We start from the raw sequence: 13165 nt of genomic DNA on the forward strand, positions 1-13165 counted from the left end.
GAAGAGCGCAAATCGTATACGATTTGCGCTCTTCTTATGCAACAATTAGGTGTGTAAAGGTTAAGCTATGGTATTATTGTGAGATGAAATCTGTAATTTATCTTGTGCAGGTAGGAGCAAAATCATGGGGTATCTTAAAATATTTTTCGGGAATACCGCAATTCTTATAGCCGTGGCCTATTTGGCTAATCTGATCTATAAACATACCATTTCGAATGCAAGTGTAGGAATAAAGAAGGCCAGCTGGGTGATCCTGGCGATCTTTGCTGGTTGGATCAGTACTCTTTTTGGTTATAATCTGGACGACCATGTGATCTTTGATTTGCGGTTTGTACCCCTAATTATCTCGACGCTGGCGTATCCTAGACCCATCACACTTATATTGATCGGTATAGGGACTGGGCTTACAAGGTTAACTTTTGGAGTAACAGAGGCAGCGATTGCAGGAATGCTAAATCTTTTTATTTTGGGAGTTATTTGCGCGGCGCTTAGCTACTGGGTCAGATGCTCAACCCTCAGTATTGTGAATCAAGGTTTGATCGTTATTCTAATTGTTAATCTTATGAATGCCATAAACATTATGTTGTTAGGCGTTATCCCTGTGGAAGAGTACATAAGAGAGATTATGCCAATTACGTTCCCGGCGGGGCTGATTTTAAGTATTTTGTTCTCATTAATTATCCGGGATTTTCAACTCGGTCTTCTAAGGAATGAGCAGATCCAGCATGCTAACGAACAGTTGTCTGCTCAGACTGAAGAATTACATAAGAACAAGCTTGATCTTGAAGAGCGTGCTAATCAGTTAATGATGGCGTCTCAATTCAAGTCGGAATTTCTAGCCAACATGTCACATGAGCTTAGAACGCCACTGAATAGCATCATTAATTTATCGCAATTAATTGAAGAAAATGATGATTCGCTTACGGAAACAGATATAAGAGAGTATGCTGCCATTATCCATCGTTCGGGTGATGAGTTATTGATGATCATCAGCGATATTCTGGATTTATCCAAGGTGGAGGCTGGTCGGTTAGATATTATAAATGAAGAATTAAATGTTAGCGAGATTCCAGATTTGCTGGCTATGCAGTTTGCTGTAACCGCCAAACAAAAAGGACTGGAGTTTAACATCTCTATGGATAAGAATGTCCCTCTAATGATTCATTCCGATCCACATCGAGTGCAGCAGATTTTGCGTAATTTGCTCTCAAATGCTTTTAAGTTTACAAAGACAGGTTACGTATCGCTGCATATCCGCGAGCAGGAATGTGGGGAAGGCGATAACGTGCAACGTTGGCTTGTATTTGATGTGAAGGATAGTGGCATAGGAATCGCACCGGAGAAGCATGCCATGATCTTTGAGGCCTTTCAACAGGCAGACAGAACGACTAGCCGGAAATATGGTGGAACAGGACTAGGACTTTCCATTAGTAATGACTTGGCCAGATTGCTCGGCGGGTTCATTTCTATGGAGAGTAAGGAAGAGAAGGGGAGTCGATTTTCGCTTCATTTGCCCCTTGAAACGGATAGTGAATAAAGCTCCAATATTATTTGTTGATTTGGCGTATTGACAGTAGATTGATGCGGAGTAGAATGAAGCCAATGCCGCATCAAAGGAGTGTTACCGCCTCTATGGACAACATGGAAAATAAGCATAAGGTTACGGTTTCAAAACGTGTTCGTAAACCTTCAGTGCATCGCAGAAATTTGCGTATAGCTACGTTGGAAGGTGTGCCGTCAACTATTTTTCAGGTGCTGCTGCAAGGGCAGTTCCTAACAGGATTCCTACTATATTTAGGAGCCTCCTCTAGTCAAATTGGATTTGTGCTAGCGCTTACTACATTAGTTAATGTGGCACAGATTGGTGTAGCTTTTCTGATTCAGAAGCTGCCAAGTCGCAAATGGGCCATGGTTACTTTTATCGGTCTGCACAGGATACTTTGGGGTTCTACGGGACTAATCCCGTTTATTTTTCCTAAAGAATATTGGGTCATCGCATTTATTGCTTTATATACCACTGCCTTTATTGCGAATACTGCTGGTGGTGTGCTGTGGAGCTCTGTGATTAGTGATCTAGTTCCCGCACGGGTACGTGGACGTTATTTTGGGATTCGTAACACTGTCCTGAATGCACTTGGAAGTTTGGTTATGTATGGCGGAGGTATTATTCTGGACCGGTATCCCGGGGGTCATGGTTTTCTGATTCTATATATTGTTGTGTGGATCTTCTCGATATCGAATGTCGTAGTATTCTTTTTTTATCCGGATGTGCCATTCGAGAAATCAGAAGAGCATAAATTTTTACCCATGTTTAAGAAACCGCTTAAAGATACACTATTTATGAAGTCAACCTTGTTTCTGGCTGCTTGGCTATTGTTGCAGAACCTAACGGTTCCGCTATACTCGTATGTCATGTTGCAGTTACTTCATATTAATTATGAAACGTTGTCATTGCTTAATGTGTCCCAGACCGTGTTTATGATGGCTAGCTTCTACGTTTGGGGCAATCTAAATGCGAAATACAGCAATAAGCGACTGTTATTCTTTACTTTGCCGATTATTGCGTTGTCCTCATTGATGTGGGGACTCTTGTCTGTGATGCCGATGCTGCTGGTCTTATTTGCGGCCCATATCGTTTTTGGTGTTGGTGTAGGCGGTTTCAACCAGTTGGCCTTTAACTTTATTATTGGGGACACGCCGAAAAAAGAACGACCGATGTATATGGCCACCTATGCGGCGCTTACCGGGTTATCATCCTTTTTTGGTCCGCTTATTGGCGGTCAGCTCTATGAAAAAATAGCACACTGGCCGCAATGGACTCAGGTATACGGTATGCAGCTAGTGGTAGGGACGCTGATGTTTGCACTTGCATTTCTGCTAGGTCGTCGTATTCTAAAGGACGAATAGAAGTAAAGGGGGTTATTCCTTGTTAAGAATAGCGATGGTATTAGGTGCCACTGGAATGGTAGGCAAAGCGGTTACGGAGGAATTGTTAAATCGTGATAGCTGGGAAGAAGTGAGGGTGCTTGTACGGACACCGTTAGCCATAGAACATCCTAAACTTAAACAAATCGTTGTAGATTGGGAGAACTTAAGAAACTATACAGAGTCGTTCGAAGGGGTACATTCCATCTTCTGTTGTTTAGGGACTACGATAAAAAAGGCGGGTTCACAAGAAAAGTTTGAACGAGTCGATCTACACTATCCGCTTGATGCTGCAGCGATAGCTAGAGATCAGGGTGTTAAACAGTTTTTGGTCGTCTCTTCAATAGGGGCAGATGCGAAGTCGCGTAATTTCTACAGTCGGACAAAGGGAAGAGCGGAAGAAGGTTTAACCGCTATTGGATTCCAAGGGATGCATATATTTCGCCCCTCCTTGCTACTAGGCCAACGTGAAGAATTCAGATTAGGGGAGAGAGTCGGAGCTAGTTTGATGAAAACGCTGGATTTTGTAATGGTGGGTAAGGCGGCTAAATATCGTGCCATACCTGGTACGACAGTCGCAAGAGCTATGGTTAACATTGCGTCTGCGGATACTCACGGATTACATATTTATACGAATGAAGTGATACATGTGATTGGGAGACGCTAAGCTTTCTGAGTCTCTAATAAATTTGCATTAAGATGAGAACAGGACTTACAATGGACAATAAATAATCAGCGATAATGGAGAGGGGTAGTAAGATGAGCAAAAAACAAGTAGCTACAACAAAAGCACCCGGAGCAATCGGTCCTTATAGTCAAGCTATAACCACTGGTAGTTGGGTATACACTTCAGGACAACTTGGTCTGAATCCGGAAACGGGTAATTTGGCTGAGGGCGTACAAGAACAAGCGCGACAAGCGCTTAACAATGTACAAGCCATTCTTGAGGAAGCTGGTGCAAAGTTAGACCATGTAGTAAAAACAACCGTATTCTTAAAGGATATGAATGATTTTGCAGCCGTTAATGAGGTGTATAGCACCTTCTTTAAAGAACCTTATCCTGCACGCAGTGCTATTGAGGTTGCGCGTCTGCCTAAAGACGGACTTGTTGAGATTGAAGCGGTAGCTCGTAAGAAATAAGGAGTTATCCTTTGCACTTTTTTATTAATATACAAAATGGCGGGCTAAGGTTATCCACCTTAGCCCGCCATTTTGTATATTAGAATCTAGGACTACTGTACCTTCTGCGGCGAGGTGTGAGCACTAGCCAGATGCTGTAGAGCAGCAGGAGGCCTGCCATAATTAGGCCAGTTAAATAGACATTGCTGGCCTCTTTTTGTTCCAAGGCAATCGCGATGAAGGCCCATACGAATACGAGTGGATAGATGCTATCTCGGTAAGGATAGCTGACCACAACCGCGAGCAGAGTCCCCACGCAGAGCATGATAACGGCCCAAGTGCTACCGCTAAGGCCCCAACCTTCCCAATGATTCTTCTCCAGAACAACGCTGACGTTCACGATAGTGGCCACAGAGATCCAGCCAAGGTATATACTGAAGGGTAACTTTACCAACCAATTCTCGCCTGGAGTAGGATTTGCAATCAGGCGTGTTTTTCGATAAATGACAATCAGTGTGATTAACATCAGCACCATAGCAACCAGAGAAAGCTCGATGTATAAATACTGCCAGAGGAAGAGCCAGCTCATATTAAAAATACAGCTCAGAACAAACCAGAACTTAATCGCCCTCACAGAATCTCTAGAGGCTGTATAGGAGCGGAATTGATAAATAATGAAGCCGGCTAACAGTAGATAAATCAGTGACCAGATGGAGAAAGCGTAACCAGCAGGGGTCAAGTAGGTATGATATTTGCCAGAAATTTCACCGGTGCTGTTTTCACCTAATGGCAAGGTCACTGAGAGTACATTGACAATAATCACACCTAGAAAGAACAGAAGATTCCACCACTTATAAGGATTATAACGTCTCAAAGAATTCACTCCCTAGCTTTTTTAATAGGGTAATACCTACTTAAAATATACCCGCTTTCAGCACAATTAAGACTATAAACAAGAAAAGAAGTGACTAGTCAGTCATAATATTCATGGATAGCATGGTAGTGGTGAAGGGTATTTTACGATAGTGGCTAGAACATTTGTTAAAAATATGCTGAAATGAATCAAATTTCATAGGTGTTTCTATGTACTTCAACTTTATTTGCATAAAAATCTACAGAAAATATGCAGAAACGTTTTTAAATCAGCGCTTTATAGTATAAGATGAAGAGATGAAGATTCAAGAGCAGATAAGTTTTATCCTAGTTCTTTATCCTTATATTTCTTACAGGAGTGTATCTCATCTCTAAAAGGATGGAGAAACTACTTCTACTTGTATAGCTTCAAAATTTTATTTCTCGTGAAAAAGGTTGCAGTTACCACCTGATGGTGGCGGACTGGTTCTTTTTTTGCTTGCTTAAAAGACAGGAGATCACCGATGACTAAGCATCTTTATGCAATATGGTTGGGGGATGTGTTATTTTGCTTCTCTGGCGAAACTTCGGAGCCGAAGGTTGACGCTTGGACCCGAGTGGTGAAGCGGCTGGAGCTGCAGGGAGGAGTTCGCCCTTTTGCGAGTGCTGCTCTGCGGCTCGCAGAAGTGAAATATCCGGCTCCTCCTGTAGAGGGGAAGCCGGCACGCCGTGGATTGCCCGGAAGAACATTTGAAGGGCTCGCCTTAGTCCCTAGCGATGCATTTGAACTGCTTCTGGCATGGGATGAGTCGTTATGCCGGGATCAGGGAGTAGAGCCTGGCGGCGAATTGCGCTATTGGGCGGCAGCAGCTCGTTTTGCGCTGGAATTGATGGGTACAGGAGGCGTTACGCCTGGAGCCTTGCCCCCACGTCCGGTAGGTTCACGCCGGCGTGGTGGTGAACAGGCAGCAACGGTCTGCTGGTCACCAGCTTTTCGAAAACAGGAGGATCAGGAGATCTTTCTGCAACTAGCGGCTTCCATGCCAGTATTGGCACTCGGGACACATATCGCTGAGGCAGGTGACTTATCCTCGCGGGAAGAGGCTGGCGCCTATGTGCTTTACTCCTTTATGCAGGCGGTAATGACTGCAGAGATAAAGAAAGTGATTGCGGGTATTGAAAGTGAACTTACCCCTTACAAAGCTAATTATCGCCGGGGTTACTCCCCTTTAACTGAGCTATGGTGGAATAGTCTTCTTACAGGCAGCCGGGATATACCCGTGCAGGGAACTCAAGCAGAAGTGGCAGATCTTCTGGCTACCGTGAATGAGACAGCTGGTAGCGATGTGCCGCAATCAGAACCTGTAGAAGCACGGAGTGGACAGCTGGGTCTTGGGCTACGACTTGAGCCACCTGGAGATCAAGATGAAATTTGGCGTTTAACCTTCTGGGCGGAGAACAAGGAAGAAGGGGAATTCTGGATTCCGGCAAAATCGATTTGGAGCAGTAAGGAAAGAGAGTTTATGTTATGGGGGAAACGCTATCGCAATATACAGCAGCAGCTTCTTATAGCGCTGGGCCGAGCGGCAAGAATCTCTCCAGATATAGAGCGCGCTCTTTCTAAGCCTGCACCTACGGGAGCGGAATTGGAACCAGAGCGACTTTATTTCTTTTTGAAGGAGACGGTGCAGCAGCTGCGTGAGCGTGGAATAACCGTGCAGATGCCATCGCGCTGGAGCCGTGAGGGACGCCGCAGGATTGGCATGAAGATGAAAATGCAGCCGGTAGTGAGCGGGATTGATAGTCCTGCTCCAGTGGCTCTTGGGATGGAAGAGCTGATTTCATTTCGCATTGAAGCCTCACTTGGGGAGAGTACAATCAGTGAAGAAGAACTAAACGCACTGGTGGAGGCTGGCGTACCTTTTGTACGTTTCCGCGGAGAATGGATTGAGATAGATCCTAAAGAAATTCGCCAGGTTCTTAGATATATGAAACGCCATGAAAATGGGGAAATGACCGCAGCCGATTGGATGCGTCTAGAAGCTGAGGATGGTGAAGAGCGGCTCTGGAAAGGGATGTCGGTCACGGGTATGGAAACATCCGGACTATTGTCATCGCTGATGCGGGGTGACATATTGCGTAATCTTCCAGTGCGTCCCGTACCTGAAGGTCTGCACGGCACCCTGAGACCTTATCAGGAGCGTGGCTATCAATGGCTCTCCGTTCTCAGTGGTCTGGGATTTGGGGTATGCCTGGCCGATGACATGGGTCTCGGTAAGACGGTGCAGGTCATTACCTGCCTGCTGGACCGCGCTTTAAGTGCCCCACCTGAAGAAAAGCAGGAGCCTGTGCTGATTCTATGTCCAACCTCACTTTTGGGGAACTGGCAGCGGGAATTGCAGCGCTTTGCGCCTTCGCTTAAAGTTCACATTCATCATGGTGGACGCCGCGTGCGGGGGGATAGCTTTTTAGAACTGGCTGCCAGTCATGATATTGTATTGACGACCTATCATTTAGCGGGTCGTGACAGCGAGGATTTAGCGAATGTTCAGTGGTCCACCGTGGTGCTGGATGAAGCTCAGTATATTAAGAATCATCGGACGAAACAGGCGCAAAGTGTGATGAAGCTATCAGCGCCGCATCGCATAGCTATGACGGGGACACCAGTAGAGAATAGATTAGGCGAGTTATGGTCTATTTTTCACTTTTTAAACCCGGGCTATTTAGGGACCTACCATTCCTTCCGGCAGCGTTATGTATCAGGAGAGGGTGGAGAGCGACTAAGGGAATTGCATCGCTTGGTATCACCATTCTTGTTGCGCCGCTTGAAAAGCGATCCGGATATTTCTAAAGATTTACCGGAGAAGCTGGAGCTGAAGTCTTATTGCCCGCTGACGGAAACACAGGCAGTCCTATATCAGGGTGTCGTGGATGAAATGCTTGGCGTGATCGGAGAGAGTAGCGGGATGGCTCGCAGAGGACTCGTGCTGTCTTCTCTAACGAAATTGAAGCAGATTTGTAATCATCCTCAGCTATTCCGCAAAGAAGAAGGCAGGGGTCCGCGAAGTGAGCATTCCGGTAAAATGGAGGTCATGTTCGAGATTCTGGATAGCATTGCGGAGGTCGGAGAATCTGCGCTGATCTTTACTCAATATGTAGCGATGGGTGAGCTCTTGGTCAGCAAGCTGACTAAGCGTTATGGAACAGCACCGCTGTTCTTGCACGGCGGAATTCCAAAACGGGAGCGCGACGAGATGGTTCATGATTTTCAAGAGGGAAAAGGGCCGTCCTTCTTCGTACTTTCTTTAAAAGCGGGTGGCGTAGGGTTGAACCTTACAAGAGCTAATCATGTCATCCATTACGACCGTTGGTGGAATCCGGCCGTTGAGAATCAGGCGACAGACCGGGCATTCCGAATTGGTCAGGATAAGAATGTTCAAGTGCATAAGTTGATTTGCCAAGGAACGTTGGAAGAACGTATTGATGAATTGATTGAGCGTAAAAAAAATCTTTCCGAGCAGGTTGTTGGCTCTGGCGAAACATGGTTGACTGAAATGTCCAATCATGAGCTGAAGGAACTTATTGAACTGCAGGATCAGGACTGGATGTAAGACAGATATGAGTGTTACGGAGGGATCGAACAATGAGTGAACGGTTAGAGATGCGGCTGGAAGTTGTGCCTGGATTAGTAAAGGCAGCATGGACGATGCTACCTGGGAAAGTGACAGGAGGGTCTCGGTCGAAGGGTGAATTGAACGCCAGCGCGCCTGCTCAGGAACAACAAGCGGATCGACCTCTCTCTCTGAAGGTTCCGGTATGGCATGCTTCCCGAAGAAAAGAAATTTTACGAAGTCTGGCACTAAGTCCTGGGGAAGTATTTGCCTTGCTGCAAGGGCGTTTGACGGGTGAGCTGGCAGAGCTTGAGCTTTTACCTACGGATAGTGAGCTGGAGCAAGCCCTTTTTGAGGGTGAAGGTGTGGAGTATAAGGCGGAGACTTTGAAGCTTATTAAAGAACGTCTTGCTGAAGAGCCACTGCTGGCACTTTCGCTCAGAGGATTTACTAAGGGAGAGCTCTTGGACGGGATTTTTGCCCTTTGGGCTGAAGGGGATATTTCTAGCGGCGAAGCTGAAACAGAGGAAGAAGAAGCCTCGGTTAGTGATCTTTCTACTGAATTGGCTCGGCTTGAACGCAAGGGTCCGGCCATTTCCTCTGGAGAATGGCTGGCAGAAGCGGCTGCTGAAGGTTCGCTACATCAGCCTGGGCCACAGTTCCATGAGATTGCGGCTAGACCTTTTCCTTCGCCGGTAGTAGTAGCTGAAGTTACAGAAGACTGGGGAGCGTTGCTACCGCAGACACCTAAAGCCATTGAGGGATTAACTTTGATTATGCAGCGGGTTGCAGAAGCGTCTGCGCGTCGGGCGAATAAGAGTCTGATTAAGCGGTAAGTGAAAATACGAAAGAGGCTGTCTCAAAAGTAGTGAATGCTACTCTTGAAACAGCCTCTTGTTTTGCCTAATTATCTAACAGAGTTTCTGGTTAGTTATTCTAATGCTGACCAGCAGGAGGCGATTCTCCTTCTGAAAGCTCTAGAATCTCGCGGCGAAGACGAAGCATTTTTTGATCTAGTTCATCAGCGGCACGCGCGGCTTCTTTTAGTTCATCAGCGACATGGGAAGGCAACTGCTTATCGAATTTATAATACAGAATATGTTCCATGCTTGCCCAAAAGTCCATAGCAAGGGTACGCAGCTGAATCTCAGCCTTGACCCAGCGTGTTCCTTCCAACAGGACGAGGGGGATACCGACTATAAGATGAAGACTTTGATATCCGTTTGGTTTAGGATGAGCTATATAATCTTTAATCTCAAGCACGCGGATGTCTTCGCGTGTACTAAGATGATCTACTAAACGGTATATATCTTTAACGAAGGCACATACAATCCGCATTCCGGCAATATCGTGAATGTATTGCTCCATATTTTCCAAGCTGAAACCGTAGCCTTTACGCTCCATCTTTTGAAGAATGCTCTTTGGTTCTTTAATCCGGCATTTGACATGTTCGATAGGACTAAAGCCGTCGCGGGATTGCCATTCCGTCTTGATCACATCAATTTTATTCTGAAGATCATTTAACGCGTGGCGATAGAGTGCTGGTAAGGCTTCGAACTCGTTAACCAGTTTGGCGAAATCCTCGTTGCTGTTACCTTGCCACTGTTGCAGATCCTTTACGTGTACCTGTAGCTGACTAAGCGTAAGCTGTGTGCTCTCATGTTCTTCCACTGAAACTCTCCCGATTTCGTTATTTGTGATAATTCTATTTTAACCGATGTAGAACCCCTGACGCAAAATTACATTCAAAATCAGGAAAAATAATCCATAAGTGTAAGGGATGAGTGGCTTAAATCAATTAGTATGGATTTTATAGGAACATTCTCCTCTAAATCGCGTATTAAAGCACATTAATGAATCTACTCGATACATTTGGTATGATAGAAACACGTATCGCTGGAGAGGGAGGAACTGTAATGAGTTTTATCAAAAAAATTAAAGATAGCGCGAGCCGGGTTACCGAAAAAGCCCAAAACTCAGTAGAGATCGGCAAGCTGAACGGACTTATTTCCGATGTTGAACAAGAGATGGAAGTTGAATTTACGAAAATGGGCAGACTTTTTTATGAAGGATATCGTTCAAAGGATATGTCGGTTGCTGAAGGTAAAATGGTGGAGCTGTCCCGTAATTGTTCCAAACTTCAGGAAAAAATCGAAGTCCTGCGGACACGAATTGCTGAGCTGAAAAATGAGCGGTTATGTCCATGTGGCCATATTGTGGCGCTTGATGCAAACTTTTGTCCGAAATGCGGAAGTAAGCTGGAGCCATTGTCCGCTTCGAGAAAGGTGCCTTCTACACCGGTATTTGTTCAATCTGTGAATGAAGATGATGAAGATCAATATTATGGCGCAGATGAGCTTACGGATGAAGAGAAGGAAATTGCAATGAAGCTGCACCCGCAGAGTGTCGTATATGCTGAAGTTCAGCATCTGGATGATGAGCTGCCATTTGAAGAATATAAGGCGAGCGAACAAGATATTGAGCGGGAACGTAAACAAGCCGATCAGCTGGAACGGGAAAGAAAAAGACAACTTGAACTAGACCGTCGCTTCGGCGAATGGCACAAGAATGAGCATCAGGAGGAATCTGCGGTCACTGAGGACAATGGTGTACGAGATATGATCCAGTGCCAAATCTGTCGGAACGAATTACCTAAGGGCTCCTTATGGTGTCCGCGATGTGGGTCAGAGCAAATATAGAACGGATTTCAGTCAGCTTAGGGGGACAACAAGATGGAACAGCTGCTGCTGCATCTGCGCAATCTGGGCTTCACGGAGATGGAGTCCAAAATTATGGTAGAGCTTGCGACAAAAGGTCAGGCTTCTGGCTATGAGGTTGCCAAACAGCTCGGAGTTTCAAGATCGAATGTGTATGCGGCGTTACAACGCCTTACACAGCAGGGATATGTACGATGTGGCGAAGGAGAACCTGCGCGGTACAGTGTTCTCAATCCAGAAGAGCTCGCGACCATGATCTCGGGACGGGTCCAAGCTTCACTGGCTTATATGGAAAGTGAGATGCCTCGCGGTGGACCTGTTAGCCCATCGTTTTATAATGTGGAAGGTGACCGCAATGTATTGGGCGCTCTTATTCGCCAACTTAATATGGCTGAGCAAGAGATCGTAGTGGATATGTGGCGTGAGGAAGCGTCACTTCTGCGGAGTGAACTTGAACAGGCGGAGTTGCGAGGCGTTAGACTCTTATGGGCGTTTGACGGTGGCAATGCTGCTCCTGCCGCCTATCCGGTATGGCCGCCTCTCGGAAGAGATTCTCAGCGAACAGATGGACGGAAATTTTCATTCGTGATTGATCGGAGCTGGTGTATGCTCGGGATGCGCTATGAAGATGGATCAGCGCAAGCGGTTGTAACCGAGCACCCGGTCTTAGTAGATCTGCTATTGAATCATTTTGCACAGGAAATGGTGTTGTTCGAGCTGGAGCAGGATATGGGCGCAGAATTAGAAGAGCGCTACGGCGAACGTTACAGCAAAATTCATGGCAAATATGTGATGCATGATCAAAGTGATGATGGGGAAAAACAGGCGCAGTAGCTATTATAGGGAGGTGAAAAGCATGGAATGTATCGTACATTTTGAAGTGGTGCATGAGGATGGTCCTAAGAAATTGCGTGGACTTCTGTTTCTGGATAAGGGAGCAAGTCCCGGAGAAGCAGAGCTAGTTGAAATGTTCAAGGACATGAAATTTAACGTGAGACTTACAGACCGCGAGAAATTGATTTTTAAGCCGGTAAATCCGGGCGATTTCGTGGAGATTCGAATTACGGGTTATGATAACGGGCAAGAAAAGACCAAAGATGATCATAATTTAAAATCTATCGTTGGAAATTTATTACCACAGAAACCGACAGGTCTTTAAAGTGGGAAGAAAGGTTTCATTGATGGGAGAAGGAGGAGCACTATGGAGCTGTTGAGACAAAAAGTGTTGAAAGAAGGAATTGTACTCGGGCAAGGCGTGCTCAAGGTAGATTCTTTTCTGAATCATCAGATGGACCCCTTCCTAATGCGTGAAGTTGGCCGTGAGTTTATCCGCCGTTTTTCCGGCGAAGAAATTACGAAGGTACTGACGATTGAATCTTCGGGAATTGCTCCGGGGATTATGACGGCATTAGAGCTGGAGGTTCCGCTGATTTTTGCCCGTAAGCAGAAATCGTTGACGCTGACAGAGGATATTTATGTAGAGAAGGTATACTCCTTCACGAAGAAAGAAACGAATGAGATTACCGTTTCGAAGAAATTCATTGCTCCGGGTGAGCGGGTTCTGATTGTCGATGATTTTTTGGCGAATGGCGAAGCCGCCTTCGGACTTGCTCGTATTGTTGAGCAGGCAGGAGGAAGTGTGGTTGGGATTGGTATCGTGATCGAAAAAGCGTTCCAGCCAGGGAATCGGCTTCTGCAGGAAGCTGGCTACCGGGTAGAATCACTCGTGCGGATCGCTTCCCTGGAGGACGGAAGAATTTCTTTCGTCGAAGAAGAGGAAGGGCTACTCAGCTAAGATTCTTTAGTGTAGATTCGATGAAGTTAACAAAAAAATAGCAAGAGACAAGGTGATATGCTCCCATCATAGTAGACAGTAGAAAAAACGAAAACTTCTACTGCTACAATGATGGGAGTTTTTCTAATGTCTAAAAGAAGTCCAGC

12 protein-coding genes are annotated in these 13165 nt (G+C 45.7%); 10 read left to right on the top strand and 2 right to left on the bottom strand.

Translation table 11 applies throughout. From position 1 onward, the window contains the following. The first annotated feature begins 124 nt into the window (after nucleotides 1-124). The 4 genes from M2444_RS13475 (at nucleotide 125) to M2444_RS13490 (ending at nucleotide 4065) form a co-directional block, all read left to right on the top strand. A complete protein-coding gene (locus tag M2444_RS13475; protein ID WP_280787195.1) occupies nucleotides 125-1537 on the top strand; it encodes an ATP-binding protein in 1413 nt (470 codons plus the stop codon). Nucleotides 1538-1632: 95 nt separating this feature from the next. Next, complete coding sequence (locus M2444_RS13480; protein WP_348536919.1) at nucleotides 1633-2907, top strand: MFS transporter; 1275 nt, start codon at nucleotides 1633-1635, stop codon at nucleotides 2905-2907. Between the two features lie 19 nt (nucleotides 2908-2926). Continuing rightward, entirely contained in the window at nucleotides 2927-3592 is a 666-nt protein-coding gene (locus M2444_RS13485) for an oxidoreductase (protein WP_280787196.1), read from the top strand. A gap of 92 nt (nucleotides 3593-3684) precedes the next feature. Beyond that, nucleotides 3685-4065 (top strand): RidA family protein, encoded by a 381-nt coding sequence (locus M2444_RS13490; RefSeq protein WP_280787197.1) that lies wholly within the window; start codon nucleotides 3685-3687, stop codon nucleotides 4063-4065. A 79-nt stretch (nucleotides 4066-4144) separates the two neighbouring features. On the opposite strand, the gene M2444_RS13495 is transcribed toward M2444_RS13490, so the two are convergent. Continuing rightward, a complete protein-coding gene (locus M2444_RS13495; RefSeq protein ID WP_280787198.1) occupies nucleotides 4145-4918 on the bottom strand; it encodes a tryptophan-rich sensory protein in 774 nt (257 codons plus the stop codon). A 502-nt stretch (nucleotides 4919-5420) separates the two neighbouring features. Here M2444_RS13495 and M2444_RS13500 point away from each other — a divergent pair. Beyond that, nucleotides 5421-8507 (top strand): DEAD/DEAH box helicase, encoded by a 3087-nt coding sequence (locus M2444_RS13500; protein WP_094877495.1) that lies wholly within the window; start codon nucleotides 5421-5423, stop codon nucleotides 8505-8507. 32 nt (nucleotides 8508-8539) lie between these two features. Then, the gene (locus M2444_RS13505; protein WP_094877494.1) at nucleotides 8540-9343 is read left to right on the top strand and encodes a hypothetical protein; all 804 of its coding nucleotides are present in this window, start codon (nucleotides 8540-8542) and stop codon (nucleotides 9341-9343) included. A gap of 100 nt (nucleotides 9344-9443) precedes the next feature. Here the strand turns inward: M2444_RS13505 and M2444_RS13510 are convergent, their stop codons facing one another. Continuing rightward, nucleotides 9444-10118, bottom strand: coding sequence for a GTP pyrophosphokinase (locus tag M2444_RS13510; protein WP_256990013.1), 675 nt, complete (start codon nucleotides 10116-10118; stop codon nucleotides 9444-9446). 305 nt (nucleotides 10119-10423) lie between these two features. Between M2444_RS13510 and M2444_RS13515 the strand changes: the two genes are divergently transcribed. Genes M2444_RS13515 through M2444_RS13530 form a run of 4 tightly spaced genes read left to right on the top strand, consistent with a single transcriptional unit; the run spans nucleotide 10424 to nucleotide 13019 of the window. Then, nucleotides 10424-11206 carry a zinc ribbon domain-containing protein gene (locus M2444_RS13515; protein ID WP_094873962.1) on the top strand — a complete coding sequence of 261 codons (783 nt, stop codon included), beginning with the start codon at nucleotides 10424-10426 and terminating at the stop codon, nucleotides 11204-11206. Nucleotides 11207-11239: 33 nt separating this feature from the next. Further along, nucleotides 11240-12058: a TrmB family transcriptional regulator gene (locus tag M2444_RS13520; RefSeq protein ID WP_094873964.1), complete on the top strand. Its 819-nt coding sequence runs from the start codon at nucleotides 11240-11242 to the stop codon at nucleotides 12056-12058. A gap of 22 nt (nucleotides 12059-12080) precedes the next feature. Continuing rightward, nucleotides 12081-12383 carry a hypothetical protein gene (locus M2444_RS13525; RefSeq protein ID WP_094877492.1) on the top strand — a complete coding sequence of 101 codons (303 nt, stop codon included), beginning with the start codon at nucleotides 12081-12083 and terminating at the stop codon, nucleotides 12381-12383. A gap of 42 nt (nucleotides 12384-12425) precedes the next feature. After that, complete coding sequence (locus M2444_RS13530; RefSeq protein WP_094873968.1) at nucleotides 12426-13019, top strand: xanthine phosphoribosyltransferase; 594 nt, start codon at nucleotides 12426-12428, stop codon at nucleotides 13017-13019. Nucleotides 13020-13165 lie beyond the last annotated feature (146 nt).

The organism is Paenibacillus sp. PastF-3 (assembly GCF_029893135.1).
Lineage (GTDB): Bacteria > Bacillota > Bacilli > Paenibacillales > Paenibacillaceae > Paenibacillus_AQ > Paenibacillus_AQ nitricinens.